Source organism: Kitasatospora sp. NPDC101155, assembly GCF_044768305.1.
GTDB lineage: Bacteria > Actinomycetota > Actinomycetes > Streptomycetales > Streptomycetaceae > Kitasatospora.
This window is the reverse complement of record NZ_JBIWPN010000012.1, coordinates 222852-246279: the sequence shown is the minus strand read 5'-3', so window position 1 is coordinate 246279 and position 23428 is coordinate 222852. Positions and strand designations below refer to the sequence as shown.

Annotated in this window: 20 protein-coding genes, 1 tRNA gene and 2 pseudogenes; 16 read left to right on the top strand and 7 right to left on the bottom strand. The window is 72.5% G+C overall.

What is annotated here, in order from left to right:
- The 4 genes and pseudogenes from ACIRYZ_RS20655 to ACIRYZ_RS20640 all read left to right on the top strand — a co-directional run.
- Positions 1-213, top strand: a 213-nt coding sequence (locus tag ACIRYZ_RS20655; RefSeq protein WP_402946062.1) for an acyl-CoA dehydrogenase family protein, incomplete at its 5' end; no start/stop codon positions are given.
- 144 nt (positions 214-357) lie between these two features.
- Positions 358-1044: a TetR family transcriptional regulator gene (locus tag ACIRYZ_RS20650; protein ID WP_402946097.1), complete on the top strand. Its 687-nt coding sequence runs from the start codon at positions 358-360 to the stop codon at positions 1042-1044.
- Positions 1045-1565: 521 nt separating this feature from the next.
- A pseudogene (locus tag ACIRYZ_RS20645) lies at positions 1566-1649 on the top strand (hypothetical protein); the annotation flags it as partial.
- A 46-nt stretch (positions 1650-1695) separates the two neighbouring features.
- Positions 1696-2568, top strand: coding sequence for a UvrD-helicase domain-containing protein (locus ACIRYZ_RS20640; RefSeq protein ID WP_402946060.1), 873 nt, complete (start codon positions 1696-1698; stop codon positions 2566-2568).
- 80 nt (positions 2569-2648) lie between these two features.
- Here the strand turns inward: ACIRYZ_RS20640 and ACIRYZ_RS20635 are convergent, their stop codons facing one another.
- The 3 genes from ACIRYZ_RS20635 to ACIRYZ_RS20625 all read right to left on the bottom strand — a co-directional run bounded on the left by ACIRYZ_RS20635 (position 2649) and on the right by ACIRYZ_RS20625 (position 8222).
- Positions 2649-3962 (bottom strand): SWIM zinc finger family protein, encoded by a 1314-nt coding sequence (locus ACIRYZ_RS20635; protein ID WP_402946058.1) that lies wholly within the window; start codon positions 3960-3962, stop codon positions 2649-2651.
- Complete coding sequence (locus tag ACIRYZ_RS20630) at positions 3959-6901, bottom strand: DEAD/DEAH box helicase (RefSeq protein ID WP_402946095.1); 2943 nt, start codon at positions 6899-6901, stop codon at positions 3959-3961. Before ACIRYZ_RS20630 ends, ACIRYZ_RS20635 begins: the two co-directional genes overlap by 4 nt.
- A 208-nt stretch (positions 6902-7109) precedes the next feature.
- Complete coding sequence (locus ACIRYZ_RS20625) at positions 7110-8222, bottom strand: CapA family protein (RefSeq protein WP_402946056.1); 1113 nt, start codon at positions 8220-8222, stop codon at positions 7110-7112.
- A gap of 129 nt (positions 8223-8351) precedes the next feature.
- Here ACIRYZ_RS20625 and ACIRYZ_RS20620 point away from each other — a divergent pair.
- Positions 8352-9029, top strand: a pseudogene (locus ACIRYZ_RS20620) (helix-turn-helix domain-containing protein); the annotation flags it as partial.
- Between the two features lie 522 nt (positions 9030-9551).
- On the top strand, positions 9552-9986 hold the full coding sequence (locus ACIRYZ_RS20615) for a transposase (RefSeq protein WP_402946093.1): 435 nt from the start codon (positions 9552-9554) through the stop codon (positions 9984-9986).
- On the opposite strand, the gene ACIRYZ_RS20610 is transcribed toward ACIRYZ_RS20615, so the two are convergent.
- Positions 9951-10035 (bottom strand) — tRNA-Leu (locus ACIRYZ_RS20610). The two genes, ACIRYZ_RS20615 and ACIRYZ_RS20610, sit on opposite strands and share 36 nt — an antisense overlap.
- Positions 10036-10326: 291 nt before the next feature.
- On the opposite strand from ACIRYZ_RS20610, the gene ACIRYZ_RS20605 reads away from it, so the two are divergent.
- The 3 genes from ACIRYZ_RS20605 to ACIRYZ_RS20595 all read left to right on the top strand — a co-directional run bounded on the left by ACIRYZ_RS20605 (position 10327) and on the right by ACIRYZ_RS20595 (position 13298).
- Complete coding sequence (locus tag ACIRYZ_RS20605) at positions 10327-11658, top strand: M20/M25/M40 family metallo-hydrolase (protein ID WP_402946054.1); 1332 nt, start codon at positions 10327-10329, stop codon at positions 11656-11658.
- A gap of 251 nt (positions 11659-11909) precedes the next feature.
- On the top strand, positions 11910-12152 hold the full coding sequence (locus ACIRYZ_RS20600; RefSeq protein ID WP_387629238.1) for a chaplin: 243 nt from the start codon (positions 11910-11912) through the stop codon (positions 12150-12152).
- A 312-nt stretch (positions 12153-12464) separates the two neighbouring features.
- Positions 12465-13298 (top strand): chaplin, encoded by an 834-nt coding sequence (locus ACIRYZ_RS20595; protein WP_402946052.1) that lies wholly within the window; start codon positions 12465-12467, stop codon positions 13296-13298.
- A 133-nt stretch (positions 13299-13431) separates the two neighbouring features.
- Here the strand turns inward: ACIRYZ_RS20595 and ACIRYZ_RS20590 are convergent, their stop codons facing one another.
- Positions 13432-13641, bottom strand: coding sequence for a DUF5703 family protein (locus ACIRYZ_RS20590; protein WP_402946050.1), 210 nt, complete (start codon positions 13639-13641; stop codon positions 13432-13434).
- 363 nt (positions 13642-14004) lie between these two features.
- Here ACIRYZ_RS20590 and ACIRYZ_RS20585 point away from each other — a divergent pair, with 363 nt between their 5' ends.
- Positions 14005-14604 carry a hypothetical protein gene (locus ACIRYZ_RS20585; protein WP_393030720.1) on the top strand — a complete coding sequence of 200 codons (600 nt, stop codon included), beginning with the start codon at positions 14005-14007 and terminating at the stop codon, positions 14602-14604.
- A gap of 73 nt (positions 14605-14677) precedes the next feature.
- Here ACIRYZ_RS20585 and ACIRYZ_RS20580 read toward each other — a convergent pair whose 3' ends face one another.
- Both ACIRYZ_RS20580 and ACIRYZ_RS20575 read right to left on the bottom strand, forming a co-directional pair.
- A complete protein-coding gene (locus tag ACIRYZ_RS20580) occupies positions 14678-16873 on the bottom strand; it encodes a helix-hairpin-helix domain-containing protein (protein ID WP_402946048.1) in 2196 nt (731 codons plus the stop codon).
- A gap of 62 nt (positions 16874-16935) precedes the next feature.
- The gene (locus tag ACIRYZ_RS20575; RefSeq protein WP_393030726.1) at positions 16936-17916 is read right to left on the bottom strand and encodes an aldo/keto reductase; all 981 of its coding nucleotides are present in this window, start codon (positions 17914-17916) and stop codon (positions 16936-16938) included.
- Between the two features lie 259 nt (positions 17917-18175).
- Here ACIRYZ_RS20575 and ACIRYZ_RS20570 point away from each other — a divergent pair, with 259 nt between their 5' ends.
- From ACIRYZ_RS20570 to ACIRYZ_RS20545, 6 genes are all read left to right on the top strand, one after another.
- Positions 18176-19222 (top strand): LLM class F420-dependent oxidoreductase, encoded by a 1047-nt coding sequence (locus ACIRYZ_RS20570; RefSeq protein ID WP_402946046.1) that lies wholly within the window; start codon positions 18176-18178, stop codon positions 19220-19222.
- Positions 19223-19326: 104 nt separating this feature from the next.
- Positions 19327-20010 (top strand): histidine phosphatase family protein, encoded by a 684-nt coding sequence (locus ACIRYZ_RS20565; RefSeq protein WP_402946044.1) that lies wholly within the window; start codon positions 19327-19329, stop codon positions 20008-20010.
- A gap of 224 nt (positions 20011-20234) precedes the next feature.
- The gene (locus tag ACIRYZ_RS20560; RefSeq protein ID WP_402946042.1) at positions 20235-20801 is read left to right on the top strand and encodes a DUF3090 domain-containing protein; all 567 of its coding nucleotides are present in this window, start codon (positions 20235-20237) and stop codon (positions 20799-20801) included.
- Positions 20771-21643, top strand: coding sequence for an SCO1664 family protein (locus ACIRYZ_RS20555; protein WP_402946040.1), 873 nt, complete (start codon positions 20771-20773; stop codon positions 21641-21643). The genes ACIRYZ_RS20560 and ACIRYZ_RS20555 overlap by 31 nt, the downstream gene beginning before the upstream one ends.
- A 78-nt stretch (positions 21644-21721) precedes the next feature.
- Positions 21722-22642: an AraC family ligand binding domain-containing protein gene (locus ACIRYZ_RS20550; protein WP_402946038.1), complete on the top strand. Its 921-nt coding sequence runs from the start codon at positions 21722-21724 to the stop codon at positions 22640-22642.
- Positions 22554-23312 (top strand): carbohydrate-binding protein, encoded by a 759-nt coding sequence (locus tag ACIRYZ_RS20545; protein WP_402946091.1) that lies wholly within the window; start codon positions 22554-22556, stop codon positions 23310-23312. The genes ACIRYZ_RS20550 and ACIRYZ_RS20545 overlap by 89 nt, the downstream gene beginning before the upstream one ends.
- Positions 23313-23428 lie beyond the last annotated feature (116 nt).

Genomic DNA, 23428 nt, shown 5'->3' with positions numbered 1-23428 from the left:
GACGCGGATCTGACGTTCTTCGGTGCGGCGGCGAAGTGCTTCGCGTCGGACGTGGCGATGGAGGTGACCACGGACGCGGTGCAGCTGCTGGGTGGTTACGGCTACACCCGGGACTACCCGGTGGAGCGGATGATGCGTGACGCGAAGATCACCCAGATCTACGAGGGCACCAACCAGGTCCAGCGCATCGTGATGGCCCGCAACCTCCCGTAACGGCGCTCTGACATGCCCCGACGGCCGGACGGATCAGCCGCCCGGCCGTCGGGGCCGACACGTCGCACCGATGCTAAGTTCCGGAGAATGAGTGAGAAGGAAGAGCAGGACCTGCCGATGAATGACGGGCCCTCGAAGCCGGCGATGCGCGATGCGCTGGTGGCCGCGGCCTTCGAGCTCTTCCTGGACCGCGGCTTCGAGCAGACGACGATCGACGACATCGTCTCGCTCGCGGGCGTCGGCCGGCGCTCCTTCTTCCGCTACTTCCCGGCCAAGGAGGACGTGGTCTTCCCCGACCACGAGCGCAGCCTCGCCGAGATGACGGAGTTCCTCGACTCCGGTACCGGCGAGGAGGACCCGGTCAAGCACGCCTGCGCCGCCGCCCGGCTGGTCCTGCGGATGTACGCCGAGCAGCCCTCCTTCTCCGTCCAGCGCTACCGCCTCACCCGCAAGGTGCCCGGCCTGCGGGCGTATGAGCTCTCGGTGGTCTGGCGCTACGAGCACACCCTCGCCGCCTACCTGCGCGGCCGCTTCGCCGACCGCCCGGACGGTCCGCTGCGCGCCGACGTGATCGCCGCCGCCGTGGTCGCCGCGCACAACCACGCCCTGCGCACCTGGCTGCGCTCGGGCGGCGAGAGCGACTGGGTGGCCGAGGTGGACGCGGCGATGGCCTTCGTCACCAGCACCTGGAACGACCGACCGGCCGACTCCGCCCCGGACGGCGAGGACGCGGCCGACGACGTGGTGGTCCTGGTCGCCAGCCGCCGCGCCCCGCTGTGGCGGATGGTCCAGGGCATCGAGAGCGCCCTGGGCGACACCCACCGGGTCTGAACCGGCCGCAACTCACCCCTCGCCGACCGACGCCCGCGCCCGGGGTCCACTCGCCTTCCTGTCGGCCGCCGTGGCGATTCTGACGGATCGTGCGGCCGGGCCGGGCCGGGCCTGGCCGGGTCGGGCGTGGCGCCGGTTGCGAGGGGACGCGGGGCGGAGCCGCCCGGATCGCGGCGGGCCGATCGACCCACCGCCTCAACAGCGAACCCGTGCTCCGCGAGTCCACCGATACCGACAAAGCGGGCCCCCGCCTCCCGGCGAGGGCCCGCTCCTGATGCAAAGCGAAGGGCCCCTGATGAACAGGGGCCCTTCGACTGGTGTCCGAGGGGGGACGCAGACCATTAGCCCAGCGATCACCGGTGTCTTGGCCCTTGACGGGCCCAGGTGAGGCCCGGCTCGTGGAGAGAGTCAGGTAAGCAGCCGCAGCCGTACAGCGTGGGTGTCGAGGTCGGTGAGGCGGACATGACGCGCCGGGCTACGACAGCTGGGAGAGTTTCGCCGCCGGCGACTGGGAAAATTCCCTGAGAATTCTTGAGGCTGGCCGCCGGGACATGGAGGGCTACCACCGGAAAATCGCCGAGCACGGTTTCTCGGCGCGTCGAGTGCGTGTGGTGGAGGAGCCGATCGGCGCCTACCTCCAATGGGAGTTCCATGCACTCCGCGTCCGGGATCCACGACTTCAACGACGTTCTCACGCTGGCTGCCGAGCAACTGCGCACGACGACCGCCCCGCCCCCGTACACCGCTGTGATCACCGACGAGATCCAGGACCTGTCCCTCACCGGCTTGCGTGTCCTCCGGTCCCTCGCCGGCGATGTCCCCAACGGCCTCCTGCTGATCGGCGACGGTCAGCAAGCGGTCTACCCCGGGGGATTTCGTCTCAGCGATGCGGGCATCGACATTCGCGGCGACCGAGGGCAGGTGTTGCGCACCAACTACCGCAACGCGAAGGAGATCTTGGACGCTGCTCTGGCCGTCGTCCAGGGCGACGAGTTCGAGGATCTCGACGGAGAGCGCACACCAGGGAAGCGCGATGTCGAACAGTCGTACCGAGCAGGCCAGGTCATCCGCACGGAGGCCCGGACCCTCGACGAGCACGACGCAGCACTGCTGGCGGCGCTGCACCGAGACCTTGGCGAGCCGGCCCCGGGCGCGCCGGAGAGACACGCCGACTCGCGCGGAAGCTGGGGTGATGTCGCCGTTCTCTGTTCGAACTGGCAGCAGCTCCAGCACTACCAGCGGCTTCTCACTGAATCGGGAGTGCCCGTCGTCTCGCTTGAGCAGTACGAGGGCCACCCGGTCGCGGCTGTGAAGATCGGGACCTACCGCAGGGCCAAGGGCTTGGAGTTCAAGCACGTCTACTTGCCACGCCACGACCAGGCGCTCCACAGCGCGGACGATGGGGGAGAAGTAGCGACGGAGCACGCGGAACTCGCCCGGAGCCAGCTCTTTGTCGCCATGACCCGCGCGCGAGACGGCCTCTGGCTGGGGAGCGTCGCACTGTCGGGTGACGGAATTCTGTAGGCATCGGCACCGGACAGCGGGGCTATCGCATGCGTGACGGACCTGGCGCCCGCCACCATGCTGTCGACAAAGCGGCGGATTCAGGACGTTTCCGTGCCCAGGGCGGCGGCGAGGGCCGCTGCCGGGTCGCGGTCCGCGGGGCCGGCGGGCCACCAGGTGCCGGATTCCTTGCGGTAGGGGTACCAGCGCCGGTCGGTGCCCAGGCGCAGCTGTGCCGAGCCCCCGGTGGCGGTGAGGCGGTTGCGGGTGGCCCGCAGGGCGGGGGCGCGTTCGCCCTCCCAGGCGTGCCTGACCGCGTCACGGGCGGCGGCGAGTTCGTACGGCTCCGGGTCCCAGGGCTCGTTCAGGACGCGTAGTCCCTCGGGGCCGCCGAACTGCCAGGCGCGTACGGAGCGGGCCAGGTCCGTGGTGCCCAGTCCGGCGGCGTCCGCGAGGCGCGTGACGACGGTGGGCGGCGCTTCGGCTGCCGCGAGGCGGATGACGTCCTGGTCGACGTGCAGTGGGTCTGCGGGTGCCGTGTCGGGGCGGGCGGGGGTGAGCGCCTCGGCGAGCAGTCGTACGGCGCGGGCGGCGGCATCGGCGGCGAGGAACTCCAGCGCCGCGGGGTCGATCCCGGTGTCAGGGGCACTCGAACCGGTGAGCACAGCGGTGGGCCCCGGGCGGGCGATCTCGGGAGGTGGGCCGGGCAATGGCGGCAGCCCGGCCCTGGCGGTGGCGAACACATCCTTGGCGGGCACCGATCCGGCTGCCGACGGTACGTCATGGGAGCTCGTGGACTCCAGGGCTGCCTGGGCGGCGTTGCGTCGCTGGAGCTCGTCCATGAGCTCCTGCTCGCCACGGCCTCGGAGCAGCAGGAGGACGAACGGGTCCTCGTCGAGCAGCCGGGCGACCTGGTAGTAGACGGCAGCCGCGTGCTTGCAGGGGTCGCCCCAGTCGGGGCAGGAGCAGGACGGGGTGAGCTCGCCCTGCCGCGGAAGCAGCCGCACCCCCGCGCGAGCGGCGTCCTCCACCAGTTCGGCGGGCATGTCCCGGTCCAGCAGGGCCGCGATGTGCCCGGCCTGCCCGGCGGCGGCGTCCAGCAGCAGCTCCCAGTCGCGCTCGCCGAGCACCGGGATCTCCATCGAGGTGCGGTAGGGCGTACTGCGGCTGCCCTGGACCCGGGCGGCGACCCGGCCGGGGGTCACGGTGATCTCGCCGACGTTCCCCGCCCGGGCGTAGGTACGGCCGCGGGCGAGGCGCCCGGTGGCGGAGCGCTGCCTGCCCTCCAACGCCTCGACCCAGGCGTTGCCCCACCAGGACTCGGCGAACGAACGGCGGCCCCGGGCGGGCGGCAGCGGGGGGAACGTCCGGCTGCGCGCGGTGTCGGCCTTGCGAGCGGTGCGGCGGGCGCTCATGAGCGGACCGCCTTGCGAGGCCGGCGGGCAGCGGGCACGCGCCCGCCGGCCGTCCGCAGTTCCACCAGTTCGGCCAGCTCGGCATCCGTCAGTTCGGTCAACGCGGCCTCCCCGCCGCCCAGGACGGCCTCGGCGAGATCCTTCTTGCGTTTCAGCAGCTCGGCGATGCGGTCCTCCACGGTGCCCTCCGCGATCAGACGATGGACCTGGACCGGCTGGGTCTGGCCGATCCGGTAGGCGCGGTCGGTCGCCTGGTCCTCGACGGCCGGGTTCCACCAGCGGTCGTAGTGGATGACATGGGCGGCCCGGGTGAGGTTGAGGCCGGTACCGGCGGCCTTCAACGACAGCAGGAGGACCGGGACTTCACCGTCCTGGAAGCGCCGCACCATCTCCTCGCGCCGCTTGACCGGGGTGCCGCCGTGCAGGAACAGCGCCGGGACGCCGCGCTGCGCGAGGTGGCCTTCGATGATCCGGGCCATGGCGACGTACTGGGTGAACACCAGCACGGCGTTGTCCTCGGCGAGGATGGTGTCGAGGAGCTCGTCCAGAAGTTCGAGCTTGCCCGAGCGTTCGACGGCCCGGGCGGGGCCGTCCTCCTTCAGGTACTGCGCCGGGTGGTTGCAGATCTGCTTGAGCCCGGTGAGCAGCTTGACGACCAGTCCGCGCCGCGTGATGCCCGTGCTGTCGCGGATCTCGGTCAGGGTCTCACGCACCACGGCCTCGTAGAGCGCGGTCTGCTCCTTCGTCAGGGCGACGACGCGGTCGGTCTCGGTCTTGGGCGGCAGCTCCGGGGCGATACCCGGGTCCGACTTCCTGCGGCGCAGCAGGAAGGGACGGACGAGGGCGGCGAGGCGTTCGGCGGCCCCGGGATCGTCGCCGCGTTCCACACCCCGGGCGTAGCGGTCCCGGAAGGCCTTGAGCGGGCCGAGCAGTCCCGGGGTGGTCCAGTCGAGCAGCGCCCACAGCTCGGAGAGGTTGTTCTCGACGGGCGTGCCGGTGAGGGCGACCCGAGCCTTGGAGGTGAGGGTGCGCAGCGCCTTGGCGGTGGCGGAGAACGGGTTCTTGACGTGCTGGGCCTCGTCGGCGACCACCAGTCCCCACGGCCCGGCCGCGTCCAGCCGGGCGGTGTCCCTGCGCATGGTGCCGTACGTGGTGAGCACGAACTCGCCGGCGGCCAGGCCGGTCAGCTCGCGGGCGGTGCCGTGGAAGCGGCGTACGGCGGTGCCGGGGGCGAACCGCTCGATCTCGCGCTGCCAGTTGCCGAGCAGGGACGTGGGGCAGACGACCAGGGTGGGGCCGGCGGTGGCGGGATCGGCCTGGCGGTGCAGGTGCAGGGCGATCAGGGTGATGGTCTTGCCGAGGCCCATGTCGTCGGCGAGACAGCCACCGAGTCCGAGCGAGGTCATCCGGTGCAGCCAGCCCAGGCCGCGCAGTTGGTAGTCGCGGAGGGTGGCCCGCAGAGCGGCGGGCTGGGGGATCGGTTCGCGGCGGGCAGTGGCCTCGGGGTCGGTGAGGCGCTCGCGCAGCTCGGCGAGCCACCCCGAAGAGCGGACCTCGACCCGTTCCCCGCCGACCTCGGCAGTGCCGGTGAGGGCGGCGGAGAGGGCCTCCAGCGGGGTGAGGCGTCGCTCCTCGCGCTCGCGGGCACGCCGCACCGCCTCGGGGTCGAGCAGAACCCACTGGTCGCGCAGCCGGACCATCGGACGCTGCGCCTCGGCGAGACGGTCCAGCTCGGCTCCGGTCAGCTCCCGGCCGCCGACGGTGAGTTGCCAACGGAAGGCGAGCAGCTTCTCGGCGGAGAGCAGGGACGGCAGGTCGGATCCGGGCCGCTCCGGCGGCTCGACAACCGCACGTGCGGTGAGCTCGCGGGCCAGCTCCTTGGGCCAGTGGAGCTGGATCCCGGCTGCCGCGAGGCGCACCGCGGCGTCGCCGAGAAGTTCCTGGACCTCCTCGTCGGACAGCTCCAGCTCGGCCGGGGCGGCTGCCGTCAGCAGCCGCCCCAGCGGCGGCCACACCCGGGCGGCGCGGCGCAGCGTCAGCAGCGTGTCGACCTTGGTGCGGGGGCCGAAGGCGTCCGCGGCGGCCGTGCGGCCCGCCCACAGGTCGGCGGCATCGGTGACCAGGGTGGCATCACCGAGGCTGTGCAGCTGGACGACGGCGCGGAAGGGCTGGTCCGCGCCATCATCCTCCCAACTGCCGTACCAGTCGTCCCAGTCCTGGAAATCGTCGGGTTCCTCCGGGCTGACGGCGGCCATCCCGGGCAGCTCCAGACGGAGTGACACCCGCACCCCGGCGTCCAGCCCGGCGGCGATCTCGGCAGCCCACCCGCGCTGCGCGCTCGCCTGCTGCGGGGCGGGGGAGGCCCACACCGGGCCGCCGGCCGCGAGATGGGCGGCGGGGGTGCGGGGCAGCCCGTCGGCGACCGCGTCCAGGAAGGCACGCAGGAGCGGCTCGGCTTCGGGCAGTTGCAGGGGCGTACGGTCCGGGAGCGGCACAGCGCGGGCTTCCGGTGGCATCGCGGCGGCGAGTTCACGGATCCGCCGGAAGTCTTCCTGATCCAGCGGGCCGACCCGCCAGGCGTCCAGGCCACCCGGGCTGACGCCGGGCAACAACCTTCCCCGTGCGACCAGTTGAAGGGCGAGCAGGCCGGCCGCTCCCCAGAAGGCGGCGGCCTCGTCGGCCCCGGCACCGGTCCGGGCCCGGGTGAGGACGGGCAGCGCCTGAGCAACGCTCAGCACGGTGGCCGGCACGGTGCGACGGCGCGCAGAAGAACCGTGCGGGCGGACGACGACGAGCGGGGTGATGCCGTCCTGGCGGACGGGTGGGGCGGACCCGTCGGGGCGCCAGAAGGCCACCTGGCCGAGCCGGGGCGGATCGGCAGGCAGGAAGACGGCGGCGCAGGTGCCGAGCGCGGAGAGCTCGGCCGAGGTCAGCGGGATCGAAGCATCGCCGGGCGCATCGCGCCCGGGTGTCCCGACAGGTTGGTGCACGACTGCCACGATGCGATTGCTGCTTTCCAGCGGGTCCGAACCGGCTTGTCCCCGTGAGAATAGTGGACCCGGGCGGTCGCATGTGACCGAGCAGCGGGATCGACAGCCGCCGACCGGAATGCCACACCTGCCACGGTCCCGGTCACGCCCGCATCCCTCACCCGCCCCGAAGAGTGAGCATGCCGTCCGGACCGAGATCGATTCGCACGCCGAATCCGCGGCTGACCCTTTCGAGGACCTCCCGTAGCCCCTGCACGTCCTCGGCACAGGCGTGCTCAAGCCGCATCTGCCGGGCCTGTACGGGCGCCATGCGGGCATCGACCAGTCTTCCGGTGCTCGGCTCCACCGAGACGAAGTACAGCAGCCGCAGGTCGTCCCGGTAGTGCTCGTGGCCGGTGATGCCCTCGTAGTCGTCGATGAAGTCGCCGCAGCCGTAGAGGACGAGCTTTCCCCGGTAGACCTCGATGGGGCGGGGATGGTGCGAGGAGTGCCCGTACACGACATCGACACCGCCGTCGATCAGGGCATGCGCGAAGAGGGTCTGATCCCGGGAGACCTGGTAGCCCCAGTTGGACCCCCAGTGGATGGAGGCAACGACGACGTCGCCCGGTCGCCTCACCTGCCGGACTCGATCGACGACATCGGCCGCGTCGACGTCCGAAGCCTCGGACACGAAGTCGACGCCGGGACGGTCCTCGGCCGCGGCCCACTTCCACGGGATCCCGCTGGAGGCGGTGCCGAACGCGAAGACCAGAACCCGCCGGCCGCCGTCGACCGTGACGATCGCGGGTTTTCGTGCCGCGCCCGCGTCCCATCCCGCTCCCACTGCCGTCAGGTCCGCACTCGCCAAGGTGTCGAGCGTCTCCGCGAGCCCGAGGAGTCCGAAGTCCATCACGTGGTTGTTGGCCAGCACGCAGACGTCGGGCCGGGCGGCGGCCAGACAGGGGAGGTTGGCCGGGTGCATGCGGTAGTGCGCGTCCTTCCCCGTCGCGAAGTCGTCGCTGCGAGTGATGCTCGTTTCCAGATTCAGCACCCGTACCTCGGGCGCGGCCTGGTCGAGCAGCTCCAGCGCCTCCCCCCAAGGCCAAGCGAAGTCGACCGGACGAGGAATCGGGCCGTTCACCGACTCCGCCAGCTCGACGTAGGTCCGCGCATCCAGGACGTACGGCTCGCGCAGCGTCGGATCGCCGGGGTGCGGCAGGATCTGGTCGACCCCGCGGCCGAGCATCACGTCGCCGCAGAGGAACAACCTGACCGGGTCGGCGCTCATACTTCAACGCTAGGTGTACTGACCACGGAGGTTGGTGACAGGACTCACGGCTGAGTGATCTTGAAATGAGTGAGGGCCTTCTGGCTCGGTGTGGATTGCGACATCTACCCGGCACCCAGAAAGGCCCTCATGCCACACCGTAACGCACCGCTGACCGAGACCGGACGCCTGCGCATGGCCCGCTGCGTGGTCGAGGACGGCTGGCCCCTTCGGCGAGCGGCTGAGCGCTTCCAGGTCTCGCCGACCACCGCCAAGCGCTGGGCGGACCGCTACCGCGCACTCGGTGAGGCCGGAATGAGCGACCTCTCCAGCCGGCCGCACCGCAGTCCGCGACGGCTGCCCACCCGGACCGAGCGGCGCATCATCAAGGTCCGCGTGCTCCGCCGCTGGGGACCAGCCCGCATCGCCTACCTCCTGCGGCTCAACCCAGCCACCGTCCACCGGGTCCTCACCCGGTACCGACTTGCCCGCCTGGCCCACCTCGACCGCGCCACCGGCCGCGCGATACGACGCTACGAACGTTCCGCGCCAGGCGAGTTGGTGCACGTGGACATCAAGAAGCTCGGCAACATCCCCGACGGCGGCGGCCACCACGTCCTCGGCCGCCAGGCCGGGCGCAAGAACCGCTCCGGAGCCGGTTACAGCTACCTGCACAACGCCGTCGACGACCACTCCCGTCTGGCCTACAGCGAGATCCTGACCGGCGAGCGCAAGGAGACCGCCACCGCCTTCTGGACCCGCGCCCAGGCGTTCTTCGCCCAGGCGGGGATCACCGTCCAGCGGGTGAGCCAGTGCAGCCGCGGTTGCGCCGTCCTGGCCGCACAGCTCGGAATAGACGGCGGCCTCGGCGCCGGACAACGCGGTGACTGGCCGTCCGGCGGAGTGGTTGATGCTGCTCAAGGTGTCGGACATGGGGGGCCTCCAGGCTCCGAAGAGAACGGACATGGGGTCCCCGGCCGGGGATGGGCAGTGGCGCTGCCCGGCCCGCGCAGTGCGCAGCCGCGTCGTTCGGGCCAGCTCCATGGACGCTTGGTTGCGTGCCTGAAGTCAAGGACTCCACGATGGTCAAAGCACCTAGGATTGTGGGCATTTGCCATCGTGCAACTGAGCCGCGGACTGTTCTTTGTTCGGTTGGCTGAGGCGGGATGGGACCATCATTGGGTGTCGGAGGCCGTTGTCGTACCGATCATGGTGGACGTCGGTTCGAATGAGGTGGCTCGGTCAGGTGATCTCCGGCTGGTGAGTGCATGAAGGCAGGGCCTCCTGTTCAGCTCGTGGTTGTCGAGGCCCGAGCACCAGGAGGCCCTTGTGTCGCAGATTTTCGCTGTCATGCCGGTGGAGTCCAACTCGGTCGCCTGGTCGTGTGATTGTTTCGCTCACCGGTTCGGGAATGCGGGCGACCGTCCGGAGCGTGTGCGCCTTTGCGGCTCGGACATGACGGACGCGGAGTGGGCCATCGTGCGGGACGCGCTGCCCGTCCCGTCGTGGCTGGAGGGACGGGGCGGGCAGCCGGAGGGCTACTGCCACCAGCAGATGCTGGACGCTGTCCGATGCCTGGTGGACAACGGGATCAAGTGGCGGGCGATGCCAGCCGACTTCCCCGCGTGGGACCGCGTCTACGCCTTCGCGCGGCGGTGGCGCGCGGGGGGGCCTGTTGGAGGCTCACCGAGCGCTCGAAACGACAAATCCCCACGGGACTCTTTCGAGTTCCCGTGGGGATTTGAACTGTGTCCGAGGGGGGACTTGAACCCCCACGCCCGATAAAGGGCACTAGCACCTCAAGCTAGCGCGTCTGCCATTCCGCCACCCGGACCGGGTGTCGTCCTCGCGGCTTCCGATCTCTCGTCCGTCGCGCTGACAGATGTAACTGTAGCAAAGATCGGCTTGGGCTCCCAAAACGGCTCCGAGCGGGGGAGCGGGGCTGGTGGCGGGGGCAAGGGGCGGTGTGTGGCGGTGGCGTGACCAGGGGGTTTCGGGGCCCTGTGGGGGGTGGATCGGGATCGAGGGCTGGGAGAGGATGGGCGGACGTGCTCGTACGGCCCGGGTGCAGGTCCTGGGGGTGGCGCGCTGGTGCGTCGGTGCGGGCCCAAGACGAGGAGTGACCGTGAGCGAGCGGAGCGAGTCGGCGGCGCCGAAGGTGACGGCTGAGTCGGAGGTCGCCGAGATCTGTCGCGACCTGATCCGGATCGACACCAGCAACTACGGGGACGGGTCCGGGCCGGGCGAGCGCAAGGCGGCCGAGTACGTGGCCGAGCAGCTCGCCGAGTTCGGGATCGAGCCGCAGATCTTCGAGTCGGCCAAGGGGCGGGCCTCGACCGTGGTCCGGATCGAGGGCGAGGACCGGTCCCGTCCCGGCCTGCTGATCCACGGCCACACCGACGTGGTGCCGGCCAACGCCGCGGACTGGACGTACGACCCCTTCGGCGGCGAGATCGCGGACGGCTGCGTCTGGGGCCGCGGCGCGGTCGACATGAAGGACATGGACGCGATGACCCTCGCGGTCATCCGCGACCGGCTGCGCACCGGTCGCAAGCCCCCGCGCGACATCGTGCTGGCCTTCCTCGCCGACGAGGAGGCGGGCGGCACCTACGGAGCACGCTTCCTGGTGGACAAGCACCCGGAGCTGTTCGAGGGCGTGACCGAGGGCATCGGCGAGGTCGGCGGCTTCTCCTTCACGGTCAACGACCAGGTGCGGCTGTACCTGGTGGAGACGGCCGAGAAGGGCATGCACTGGATGCGCCTGACGGTCGAGGGCCGGGCCGGGCACGGCTCGATGGAGAACGACGACAACGCGATCACCGAGCTGTGCGAGGCGGTCGCCAGGCTCGGCCGGCACAAGTTCCCGCTGCGGATCACCAAGACCGTCCGGGCCTTCCTGAACGAGCTGTCCGACGCCCTCGGGGTCGAGCTGGACCCGGAGAACATGGACGAGACGCTGCGCGTCCTCGGCGGCATCGCCAAGATGATCGGCACCACGCTGCGCAACACCGCCCAGCCGACCATGCTCGGTGCCGGCTACAAGGTGAACGTGATCCCCGGTCAGGCCACCGCGCACGTGGACGGGCGCTTCCTGCCCGGCTACGAGGAGGAGTTCCTGGCCGAGCTGGACAGCGTGCTCGGTCCGCGCGTGAAGCGGGAGAGCCTGCACACGGACCGGGCGATCGAGACCAGCTTCGACGGCGCGCTGGTCGAGGCGATGCAGACCGCCCTGCGCGCGGAGGACCCGATCGCCCGCGCGGTGCCGTACTGCCTGTCGGGCGGTACGGACGCCAAGTCCTTCCAGGACCTCGGCATCCGCTGCTTCGGCTTCGCGCCGCTGCAGCTGCCGCCGGAGCTGGACTTCGCCGGGATGTTCCACGGCGTGGACGAGCGGGTGCCGGTGGACGGGCTGAAGTTCGGCGTCCGGGTGCTGGACCGCTTCATCGACGCCTGCTGATCAGGCGACTGGGTCGGCCCGCTCCCGGGGTGCCGGGGGCGGGCCGACCGCATTGTCCGAGCGCATGATTGTGGGATGGGTTGAGGGAGATCAACAGAAACGATTCTCCCATGCAATTCCTCGCCGCTTGTCTGTGCGAAGCCTCACCGTTGCGAGTGAATGGCAAATCCGTTCCGTACCCCGTTTGCCGCAGCGTCGTTCATTCCTGTGTAGCCCGCCGAACGGGTTGCGTTGTCCGTACAGGAGGAATGATGAAGGTCAAGAAGATCGCCGCTGTCGCCGCCGCCACCGGTGGCCTGGTGCTCGCCGCCGCCGGTATGGCGTCCGCTCACGGCGGCGCCGGTGCCGAGGGTGTGGCCGCGGGCTCCCCGGGCGTCGTCGCGGGCAACCAGGTCCAGATTCCGGTCCACGTTCCGGTGAACCTGTGTGGCAACACCGTCAGTGTGATCGGTGTGCTGAACCCGGCGTTCGGCAACCACTGCGCCAACTTCTGAGTCAACCTCCGGGCCGCTGAGGCCCGTTGAGCCGACTCACTCCGGCCCCCGGGCGGCGGACGCGCCGCACCGGGGGCCTTCGGGTGTCCGGCGGCTGCCCGACGCGCGCCCTGCCGGGCGGCTTGGTAATGGATTGGGGCTGTGATCGCTCGTTCGGGTGAAGCCGGTTTGTTTGGCCCAACTTCGGCGTTGGCCTCTCGTTAACTCCTGTGCAGTTGAAGACCTTGCGTGATTTCCGAATGTACGGAAATTCCGACTTTTATAAGGTGCACGTCAAGGTCGCCACGCCGTCTCGATACGTCAGGGGAAAACATGAGGAATGTAGCCAAGAAGGGGATCCTCACCGCCGTGGCCACCGGCAGCGTGCTGGCCTCGACAGCCGGCTACGCCTACGCGGGCGCCGAGGCGCAGGGAGCTGCGGCAGGCTCGCCGGGCGTCGCCTCGGGGAACTCGGTGCAGGTGCCGGTCGAGGTGCCGATCAACGCCTGCGGCAACACCGTCGACGTGATCGGCGCGCTGAACCCGTCGTTCGGCAACCACTGCGCCAACGTCAGCACCGGCCGCCACGCGGCACAGCAGCCCGCCCAGACCGGTCAGTCCGGTGGTGGCGACAGCTCCAGCACCGGCGCCGGCCGGGGCCCCTCCGCCTCGGGCGCCTCCGCCAGTGGTGTCGCGGCCAACTCGCCCGGGGTGATCTCCGGCAACAGCGTCCAGGCCCCGGTGCACGTCCCGGTCAACGCCTGCGGCAACTCGGTGAACGTAGCCGGCGTCGCCAACCCGGCCTTCGGCAACTCCTGCGGCAACGTGGCGCAGCCCGCCCCGAAGCCGTCCGACGACTGTCCCCCCGAGAGCGCCACCCCCTCCACCCCCTCCACCCCCTCCACCCCGCCGTCGACCGGCGGCGGGCGGGGCGGCGGCCCGACCGCCGGCAGCACCCCGGCCCCCGCCCCGGTGAGCAACAACACCGGCACCCAGGCCGTCCCGGCCGCGGCCCGGACCAGCGCCCCCGTCACGCAGAGCACCGCCGCGGGCAGCCAGCTGGCCTCCACCGGCGCCGGCGGCGTCGAGGTGCTCGGCGCCGCGGGGCTCGCGCTGCTGCTCGGCGGCGGCGTGCTCTACCGCCGCGCCCGCGCCGGCGCCCGCTGAGCACCCCGACCGCTGAGCTGCAGCGGTAGACGGACCGAAACGCCTGCGGCCGCCCGATGAACGGGCGGCCGCAGACACGTGAAGGCTCGGCGTGAATCCTCCGCAGCCCCCGCAGGCCGGGAGGCCCCGCCCGTCACCAGCTCCGGACCTGCCGGATGATCCGCCGCTTCAGCCGGACCGTCCGGCTGCCGTCGGGGAACAGCCTCAGCCGGTCGAGCTCCCAGTGCCCGTACTCGGCGTGCTCGGTGAGCAGTTGGCGCGCCGCGTTGCGCGTGGTGCCGCGCGGCATGCTCAGCGACTGGTACTCGTACTCCGGCTGCCGGACCGGCTTCGGTGGGGTCAAAACGCTCCTCCTGGGGATCATCTGCACGCAAGCCTACGGCCTGCCCCGGACACTCGGCCCGGGTATTTCCGGCCGACCTCCCGTGCGGAAGCGACGGTTCGACGGCCTGCGGCCCGGACGCTCGGCTGACAGTGCATCAGTCCTGTTGCTCCTGTGGAGTGGATACCCCGATACCGGCGCGCGAAGCCGCACCCGAACGGCCCCGTCGGGCCGGCCGCACGCCCTCTGCGCCCGACCCGCGCCGGTCCGGCGGGGGGACAGAACGGACCGGATCGGACATCAGGGGGGAAGTTGCGGTGAAATCGCGGGTGTAGGTGACAACCGCTGTGCGTAGCGACACCGAGGGGAGATAGCGTCTGCACCATGTCTGATGCCGCGCAGCCCACCATTGCCGAGGTACGCGCCGCCGCTGAGGCGGTCAAGGCCGCCATCGACCGTCATCTGGAAGCGGTGTCAAGCCCCAACGCAGCTGATGATCCCGCCGTGTCCGCCGCTTACGAGCAGCTCGCGACGGCGGCCATCGCCTACGACCAACTCCTGTACGAGGTCTACGACGAGGTCACCCCCTTCGAGATCCCCGGGGACGAGGGCCCGGGCGGCTACCACGGCCCGGAACAGCCCGAGGCGATCAGCGTGCTGATCCGCCGTGACTACCACGTGGTCGACCCCAAGCGGCTGCGCGCCCAGGCCGAGCGGCTCGACGAGACACTGACCCCGGGCGGGGCGGGCGGAGTGAACGCAGCGATCGGCGTGCTGTTCGGCGAGTACGAGCCGGACGAGATCGCCGCCCGCAGCGAGGAGTTCGGCCTGGAGGAGGCGGACTCGACGCTCTGGGTCGCGGCGGCCGAACCGACCGAGCCGGGGGAGTGGCTGCCGGAGCCCTTCGAGCACGCCGACCCGCAAATGCTGATCTGCCGGTTCGACGTGAGCGAGGTCTACGACGACGAGGACCTTGAGGACTGACGCGATCCCGTACGCGTGAAGATCTGAAGGGCGGGCCCGGGAGCACCGGGCCCGCCCTTCGCGCGTCGGTCGATCAGTACGCCGACGCCGCGTTCTCCGCCAGGATCGCCCGCAGCCGGGTGGTGCGCGGCTGCGCCGGGCGCTCGGCGACGGCCTGGGCGAGCGCCGGGCCCGCCGCGTGCACGACCGACAGGTGCTGCTCGCCGCGCCCGAAGGCGGTGTAGACCCACTGCCGGGTGAGCGCCGGTCCGGCGTCCTCCGGGAGTACCACCACGGCCCCGGGCCAGCGGCGGCCGAGCGCCTGGTGGGCTGTCAGTGCCCAGCCGTGCCGCAGCCGGCCGGCCTGCGCGGGCGGGACGGTCCGGCGCGAGCCGTCCGGGTACTCCAGGTGCAGTCCGGTGGCGTCGCCGTCCAGGACCCGGGCCGGGCGGGTGATCCCGGGCGCGGGGGACTCCACCACCCGGTCACCCGGGTCGAAACCGCCGAAGCGGCCGGGGCCGGGGTTCAGCCGGGCCTTGGCGGCGGCGTTCAGCGCACGCGTACCGGCCGGGCCGCCGTGGCCGGGGGTGAGCAGCACGACCTGCTCGGCGGGGATGCCGAGCGCGCGCGGGATGGAGTCGGTGAGCAGTTGGACGGCGCGGTGGACAGCCTCACCGCCGTCCTTGGCGGTGAGGATGACCACCTCCTTGTCCGGCGCCTCGACCGGCTGCAGCTCGCCGATGCCGACACCGGAGACCAGCTCGCCGATCGGGCCGAAGTCCGGGGTGCGGGAGGCGACCGCGGGGCAGACCTTGGCGGCCAGCAGGTCGGCGAAGAACCGGCCGGGGCCGGCCGACCAGAGCTGTCCCGGGTCGCCGCTGAGCACCAGCCGGGTGCCGTCGGCGAGCGACTCCAGCAGGGTGGCGGCCAGTTCGACGTCCAGCAGCGGCGCGTCCAGGACCACCAGGAGGTCCAGGGCGAGCGAGCCGTCGGGGGAGCGGCCGGGGCCGGCCGCACCGGACAGCAGCTCGGCGAGGGTGGTCACCGCGGTGTCCGCACCGGCGAGTGCGGCGAAGGACTCCCGGCCCTGGTCGGTCCAGGTGGCGGCCCAGGCCCGCAGCCCGAGCCCCCGGGCGGCGGCGAGCAGCGCGGCGGGCTCGGCGCGGGCGGCCTCGCCGCCGGTGTGCAGTACCAGCGCGCTGTCGGCGACGGCCTCGATCAGGGCGGTGGCCGAGGAGGACGGCGCGGCCTCGGCGGCCGCCGCCCAGGCGGTGGGGCCGGGGGCGGCCGGGGCGGACTCGGCGGGAGCCTCGGTGTCCGCCGGAGCCGAGTCGGCGGCGGCCTCCACCTCGCCCTCCTGCGCGCCGGCCTCCTCGGCTTCGGCGTCCGAGGCCTGAACCTCGTCGGCCTGAACCTCCTCGGCCTGAACCTCCTCGGCTCGGGCGTCCTCCGCCTCGACGTCCTCGCCCGGCACGAAGGTGGCCATCAGCTGCAGCAGCCCCTCGGCGAGGCTGTCCTCCGCCATCGCCAGCCGCTCCAGCGCGAGCAGCGTCCGGGTCGGCGCCTCGTCGTCCTCGCCGCCCGCCGCGTGCGCCTCGGGTCCGCTCAGCTCCTCCTGGAAGGGCAGCACCCGTCCGTCCGCGACGGCGGCCTGGATCGCGGCGGCCGGGTCCGGCATCCGGAGCCGGTCGAGCCCGGCCGTCACCTCGGTCAGCTCCAGCGCCGAGTGCCCGCGCAGCGCCGCCTGCTCCAGCAGCCACAGGACCAGTGCCTGGGCGCGGCGCGGGTCGCCCGGCTCGGCCTTCGGGCCGAGCAGCTCGCGGGCGAAGCCGTCCGCGTGCTCGGGGCGGACGCCGGGCAGGCCCAGCACCGCCCACGGGTCCGTGCGCAGCCGCTCGGCGGCGCCGTCACCGAACTCGGCCACGGCGGCGGCCGCCAGCTCGGCCGGGGCGCCACCGGAGGTCAGCACTCGGGCGGTCTCCTGGAGCGCGTCGCCGCGCGGCCCGTCGGGCTCCACCGCGGTCGGGACGGCCGGAGCGGCCGGAGCGCCCCCGCCGGTGGCCTCCGGGGCCTCCGAGGTTTCCGAGGCCGCCGAAGCCGGCGCGGGCCTCGAAGCCGAGGAAGCCGAGGAAGCCCCGGAAGTCGGGGAAGCCCCCGACCCGGAAGTCCCCGATCCCGAAGCCTGCGGCCCGATGCTGCGGATCCGCTCCGCGAGCTCCGCGATCGCCGCCGCCTTGTCAGCCGGCGAGGCCGAGGTCTCCTCCGGAGCGCCGTTCCCCGTGTCACTCATCGTCGTCCGCTCCAAAGGTCACTCCACTGCACGTTCTGCTCGACAACCCGGTCCGGTGGTGGTCACAGCTCGGTCCACCCCTGGTCCGGGTAGCGGTGCACCGGGGACGAGATGTCGTCCAGCGCGCCGCGGATCTCACCCGGAAGCGTAAGCGCCTCCACCGACAGTGCCGTCTGCAGCTGTGCCACCGTCCGCGCCCCGACCAGCGCGCTCGCCACCCCGGGCCGGTCCCGGACCCAGGCCAGCGCGACCGCGAGCGGGCTGCTGGCGAGCCCGTCGGCGGCGGTGGCGACGGCGTCCACGATCCGCCGCGAGCGCTCCCCGAGGTACGGCTGGACGAACCCGGACAGGAACGCCGAGGCGCCGCGCGAGTCCTGCGGGACGCCGTGCCGGTACTTGCCGGTGAGCACCCCGCGCCCGAGCGGCGAGCCGGCCAGGACCCCGACCCCGGCGTCCAGCGCGGCGGGCAGTGCCTCCCGTTCGAGGCCGCGCTGCAGCAGCGAGTACTCCAGCTGCGCCCCGGCCAGCGGCACCCGCCCGTGGTGGGCGCGCTGCCAGGTGGCGGCCTTGGCGAGCTGCCAGCCGCTGAAGTCGCAGACCCCGACGTAGCGGGCGCGGCCGGTGGAGACGGCGATGTCGAGGGCGCTGAGGGTCTCCTCGACCGGGGTCACCGGGTCGAAGGCGTGCACCTGCCACAGGTCGACGTAGTCGGTGCCGAGCCGGTGCAGCGAGGCGTCCAGGGCGGCGAGCAGGTGGCCGCGGGAGCCGTCGAAGCGGCGGGTGGACTCGGGGACGCTGCCCGCCTTGGTGGCGATGACGAGTTCGGGGCGGGGGACCAGGCTGTCGGTGAGGCGGGAGATCAGGTACTCGGCCCCGCCGTCCGCGTACACGTCGGCGGTGTCGACGAGGTTGCCGCCCGCGTCGACGAACTCCTTGAGCTGCTCGGCGGCCTCGTGCTCGTCGGTGTCGCGGCCCCAGGTCATGGTGCCGAGGCCGAGGCGGGAGACCTGTAGGCCGGTGCGGCCGAGGTGACGCATTTCCATCGGACGGGCCCTCCACTGGCCGATGGCCCCGGGAGCCCCGGAAGCCCTGTAAACGCGCAGGTGGGGAGAGCACTCCCCACGTCGGCTGAGCGTAGCGGCCGGTGTGCGGGCAGGGGGGTAGACCCGCAGAACGATCAACAGCGCGGATGTGAGCCAGGCCACCGCTACCCGTCAGTAGCGTGTCCCGCGAGCGCGCGGTTACGCTCGCCTCGGTCTCACCCGACTGGCCACCAAGCCAACCGACTGGAAGGTTCGGCACATGCGACTCGGCATCAACCTCGGCTACTGGGGACTCGGCATGGACGCCGACAACATCGCGGTGGCCCAGGAGGCGGACCGGCTCGGCTACTCGGTCTGCTGGGCCGCGGAGGCGTACGGCTCGGACGCCGCGACGGTGCTGAGCTTCGTCGCCGCGAAGACCGAGCGGATCGACGTCGGTTCGGCCATCTTCCAGATCCCGGCCCGCACCCCGGCCATGACCGCGATGACCGCCGCGACCCTGGACACCCTTTCCGGCGGCCGCTTCCGCCTCGGCCTCGGCGTCTCCGGCCCGCAGGTCTCGGAGGGCTGGTACGGCGTGAAGTTCGACAAGCCGCTCGCCCGCACCCGCGAGTACGTGGAGATCATCCGCAAGGCGATGTCCCGCGAGCGACTGGTGCACGAGGGCGCGAACTGGACCCTGCCGCTGCCGGGCGGCCCGGGCAAGCCGATCAAGCTCACCGTGCACCCGGTTCGCAAGCACATCCCGCTGTACATCGCCGCGATCGGCCCGAAGAACCTGGAGCAGACCGGTGAGATCGCCGACGGCTGGCTCGGCATCTTCTTCGCCCCCGAGCACGCCGCTCTCTCCCTGGACCCGCTGAAGGCCGGGCGCGCCAAGGCCGGCAAGTCCCTGGACGGCTTCGACCTCTGCCCGACCGTCACCATCGCGGTCGGCGAGGACATCAAGGTCGGCGTCGACTCCCAGCGCTCCTACGCCGCGCTCTACATCGGCGGCATGGGCAGCAAGGAGAAGAACTTCTACAACCAGCTCGCCCGGCGGATGGGCTACGAGCAGGAGGCCGACGAGGTCCAGGAGAAGTACCTGGCCAAGGACTACGCGGGCGCCGCGGCCGCCGTCCCGCACGACCTGATCGACGCCACCTCGCTGGTCGGTGACACCGCCCGGATCGCCGACCGGATGCACGCCTACGCCGACGCGGGCGTCACCACGCTCACCCTGGCGCCGTCCGGCTTCACCCTGGACGAGCGGGTCCGGGCGCTGCGCACCGGCGTCGAGGCGCTGGAACGGGCCGGCCTGGCGTAACGGTCGACGGGCTCGGGCGGTACTGCGGCCAGCCGTGCCGCGTCGACTTCCCGGGTGTGCGAACGGGCCCCACGACGGTGTCCGGAGGCCGTAGGCTAAGCCCCATGCCCACCCTGTTGCTCGTCCGTCACGGCCGCTCGACCGCGAACACCGCCGGAATCCTGGCCGGTTGGACGCCCGGCGTGGACCTGGACGACACCGGGCGCGCGCAGGCCGCCGCGCTCGCCGGGCGGCTGGCCGGGATCCCGCTGGCACAGGCCGTCAGCAGCCCGCTGGAGCGCTGTCGGCAGACCCTGGAGCCGCTGCTGGCCGCCCGGCCGGAGCTGGCCCCGCCGGCCGAGGACGACCGGCTGGGGGAGTGCCACTACGGCGACTGGACCGGCCGTCCGCTGGCCGAGCTGGCCAAGGAGCCGCTCTGGCGCACCGTGCAGGACCACGCCGCCGCCGCGGCCTTCCCCGGCGGTGAGTCGCTGCGCGAGCTGAGCCACCGCACGGTCAGCGCGGTCCGCGAGTGGAACGCGAAGATCGCCGCCGAGCACGGCGAGGACGCGGTCTGGATCGCGTGCTCGCACGGGGACGTGATCAAGGCGGTGGTGGCCGACGCGCTCGGCCTGCACCTGGACCACTTCCAGCGGATCAGCGTCGAGCCCTGCTCGGTCACCGCGATCCGGTACACCCCGCAGCGCCCCTTCGTCCTGAGGATGGGCGACACCGGCGACCTCTCCTCGCTGGCTCCGAAGCCCCACGCCGCCCCGGCCGGCGACGCGGTGGTCGGCGGCACGGCCTGAGCAGCGGCCCGCCCGGCCGCCCGAACGGCGCCCCACCAGCGACGGCACCGCCCGAACCCGCGGGTGTCACCCCGCCCTGGCCACCCGCTCGGCTCCCCGGCCGGTGCCCGGAGGTCGTAGGGTGACTGATGAGTGACCGACCCGTCTGACCACCTGCCCAGTCCGACAACCCCGCGATCCCCCACGGCGGATCCGCACCGACCGACACGATCCGGAGCGAGAGCGTGCCCCGTCAGGTCTTCTTCTACGACCAGCCCGAACGGTTCGTGGCCGGCACCGTCGGCCAGCCCGGCGCCCGGGCGTTCTACCTGCAGGCCAGCGCCCGGGGCCGGATCACCAGCGTCCTGCTGGAGAAGAACCAGGTCGCCGCGCTCGCCGAGCGGATCGAGGAGGTCCTCGACGAGGCGCTGCGGCGCAGTGGCGGCGACGCCTCGATCCCGGCCGCCGCGCCCAAGGACCTGCTCGACACCGCCCCGCTGGACCTGCCGCTGGAGCAGGAGTTCAGGGTCGGCACCATGGCCCTGGCCTGGGACAGCGTGGACGCCTGTCTGGTGGTCGAGGCGCAGGCGCTGGTCGAGGAGGACGAGGAGGAGGGCGAGGAGGCGGTCTTCCGGGACGACGAGAACGGCCCGGACATGCTGCGGGTGCGGCTGACCGGCGCGATGGCCCGGGTCTTCGCCAAGCGCGCCCTGGACCTGGTTTCGGCCGGCCGCAAGCCCTGCCCGTTCTGCAACCTGCCGCTGGACCCGGAGGGGCACCTGTGCCCGCGCGCGAACGGCTACCGGCGCTGAACACCGAGACCCCGCCGCAGGCCGACCCGGCGGCCGCCGCCGCCCTCGCCGCCGACGTGCCCACCGCCCTGGCGCTGCTGCGCCAGGGCGAACTGGCCGTGCACGGCCGCCTCACCGAGGCCTCCAACGCCGCGCTGTACTGCACGGTCGAGCACGGCTCGCTGAGCGCGCAGGCCGTCTACAAGCCGGTGGCCGGCGAGCGCCCGCTCTGGGACTTCCCGGACGGCACGCTGGCCGGCCGCGAGGTCGCCGCGTACGAGCTGTCCGCCGCGACCGGCTGGGCGCTGATCCCGCCCACCGTGCTGCGCGAGGGGCCGCACGGGCCCGGCATGGTGCAGCTGTGGGTCGAGCCGGACCCGCAGGCCGAACCGCTGCTGGCGCTGCAGGACCCGGACGGCCCGGAGGAGGGCTGGCTGCCGATCGTCCAGGCCGAGGTCGAGGACGGCCGGCTGGCGCTGCTGGTGCACCACGACGACCGGCGGCTGCGCCGGATGGCCGTGCTGGACGCGGTGCTCAACAACGCCGACCGCAAGGGCGGCCACCTGATCCCCGCCGCGGACGGCCGGGTGTACGGCATCGACCACGGCGTCACCTTCAGCACCGAGGGCAAGCTGCGCACCCTGCTCTGGGGCTGGGCGGGCGACCCGCTGCCCGCCGAGGCGCTGAAGGTGCTGGCCCGGCTGGCCGAGCAGCTGGACGGCGAGCTGGCCGAGCGCCTCGCGCCGCACCTGACCGCCGCCGAGCTGGACGCAACCCGCGCCCGGGTGGCCGGGCTGCGCAGCTCCGGCACGCACCCGCTGCCCTCCCGGGACTGGCCCGCGATCCCCTGGCCGCCGGTGTAGCTGGGGTACTCGCAGGTCTGGTACTGCTCCTCGCCGGTGGTCTGGACCGGCTACCGGAACAGGTCGCACACTGCTCCGATGAACGTGCGACGGATCACCCCCACCCCCCGAACCACGCCGGACCTGCCGTTGCACCGACTGCAGGTACCGCTGCCCCAGCTGCTCCCCTTCGCCATCGGCGGTTTCGACGCGATCGGCTCGCACTCCCGCGCCAACTTCCCCCACCGGCACTCCTTCTACGAGATCGTCCAGGTCACCGGCGGCCGCGGCGCCCACGCCCTGGACCTGGTCCACCGGCCGCTGGCGCCACCCCAGTTGTGCGTGATCACGCCCGGCCAGGTGCACCACTGGGCGGACGCCGAGGAACTCGCCGGCCGGGTCGTCCTGTTCAACGAGGACTTCCTGCTCGGCCACCCGCAGGACCTGGCCGCGCTGCGCGCCCTGGCCACCCGCCCCGCCCTCGGGCTCGGCGAACAGGCCGGGCCGATCGACGCGTTGCTCGCCGACATGGAGCAGGAGTACCTGACCAGGGCGCCCGGCTACCAGGGCGTGCTGCGGGCCAGTCTGCACATCCTGATCGTCCGGGCGCTGCGCGCCTGCGCCCCCGACGACCGGCCCGCGGTGCCCGGGCGGCCGGCCGAACTGGCCGCCGCCTTCGCCCGGTTGATCGCCCGGCCGGGCGGGGTGCGGCGCTCGGTGGCCTCCACCGCCCAGGAACTCGGCGTCTCCCCGGGGCACTTGCAGACCCTGGTCAAGCGGGCCACCGGCCGGACCCCGGGCGGGCTGATCCGCCGCCAGCAGACCCTGGAGGCCAAACGGCTGCTGGCCTGCACGGACAATGCCCACGCCCGACGGCATGATCAGCCGCAAGACCGTCCTGAAGGCCGCCGCCGCGCTCGGTGCCGCGCCCCTGCTGATCGGCAGCGGCGTCGCGCTGGCCCGCGAGCAGGTCGGCAGCGGTCAGGCCCCCGGCCTCACCCCCGAGTGCCACGACGGTGACGACCCCACCATCGAGCAGACCGAGGGCCCGTACTTCAAGCCCGACTCCCCGCTGCGCGGCTCGATGGTCGACGACGGCCCCGGCACCCGGCTGACCGTCAGCGGCTACGTCTTCGGCCGCGCCTGCCGGCCCGTCTCCGGGGTGCTGCTGGACTTCTGGCAGGCCGACGACAACGGCAGCTACGACAACGTCGGCTACACCTTCCGGGGCCACCAGTTCACCGGCGCCGACGGCGCGTACAAGCTGGACACCATCGTCCCCGGCCTCTACCCGGGCCGCACCCGGCACCTGCACGTCAAGGTCCAGGCCCCCGGCCGCCCGATCCTGACCACCCAGCTCTACTTCCCGGGCGAGCCGCGCAACGGCACCGACACCATCTACGACGCCCGGCTGCTGATGACCGTCCGGCAGAACGGCCAGGTCCGCGAGGCCGGTTACGACTTCGTGCTGGACGTGCCCCAGACCCCGGGCACGCCCACCCCGACCCCGACTGCCACCCCGACGGGCGGGCCCACCACGCCGCCGGGCGGCAGCTGGACCCCGGGCACGCCGTACCGCGCGGGCGACCGCGTCACCTACTCCGGCGCCTCCTACGTCTGCCTCCAGGCGCACACCGCCGTGGTGGGCTGGGAACCGCCGAACGTGCCGGCCCTCTGGCAACGGTCGTAGCGGCTCCGGCCGTTCCCCGGGGAGCCGGGCGCCCGGTCGGCGACAGGGCCGACCGGGCGCTCACCGTGCCTGAAGCCGAGCCGGTCCCCGAATCGCGCTGTATCAGTCGGGAAGCG

What these genes read in the sequence shown, in the direction of transcription:
- ACIRYZ_RS20580 (WP_402946048.1), bottom strand. Translation starts at nt 16,873, where the DNA reads ATGAGTGACACGGGGAACGGCGCTCCGGAGGAGACCTCGGCCTCGCCG.
- ACIRYZ_RS20635 (WP_402946058.1), bottom strand. Translation starts at nt 3,962, where the DNA reads ATGAGCGCCCGCCGCACCGCTCGCAAGGCCGACACCGCGCGCAGCCGG.
- ACIRYZ_RS20575 (WP_393030726.1), bottom strand. Translation starts at nt 17,916, where the DNA reads ATGGAAATGCGTCACCTCGGCCGCACCGGCCTACAGGTCTCCCGCCTC.
- ACIRYZ_RS20585 (WP_393030720.1), top strand. Translation starts at nt 14,005, where the DNA reads ATGTCTGATGCCGCGCAGCCCACCATTGCCGAGGTACGCGCCGCCGCT.
- ACIRYZ_RS20570 (WP_402946046.1), top strand. Translation starts at nt 18,176, where the DNA reads ATGCGACTCGGCATCAACCTCGGCTACTGGGGACTCGGCATGGACGCC.
- ACIRYZ_RS20650 (WP_402946097.1), top strand. Translation starts at nt 358, where the DNA reads ATGCGCGATGCGCTGGTGGCCGCGGCCTTCGAGCTCTTCCTGGACCGC.
- ACIRYZ_RS20565 (WP_402946044.1), top strand. Translation starts at nt 19,327, where the DNA reads ATGCCCACCCTGTTGCTCGTCCGTCACGGCCGCTCGACCGCGAACACC.
- ACIRYZ_RS20550 (WP_402946038.1), top strand. Translation starts at nt 21,722, where the DNA reads ATGAACGTGCGACGGATCACCCCCACCCCCCGAACCACGCCGGACCTG.
- ACIRYZ_RS20625 (WP_402946056.1), bottom strand. Translation starts at nt 8,222, where the DNA reads ATGAGCGCCGACCCGGTCAGGTTGTTCCTCTGCGGCGACGTGATGCTC.
- ACIRYZ_RS20640 (WP_402946060.1), top strand. Translation starts at nt 1,696, where the DNA reads ATGCACTCCGCGTCCGGGATCCACGACTTCAACGACGTTCTCACGCTG.
- ACIRYZ_RS20615 (WP_402946093.1), top strand. Translation starts at nt 9,552, where the DNA reads ATGCCGGTGGAGTCCAACTCGGTCGCCTGGTCGTGTGATTGTTTCGCT.
- ACIRYZ_RS20595 (WP_402946052.1), top strand. Translation starts at nt 12,465, where the DNA reads ATGAGGAATGTAGCCAAGAAGGGGATCCTCACCGCCGTGGCCACCGGC.
- ACIRYZ_RS20600 (WP_387629238.1), top strand. Translation starts at nt 11,910, where the DNA reads ATGAAGGTCAAGAAGATCGCCGCTGTCGCCGCCGCCACCGGTGGCCTG.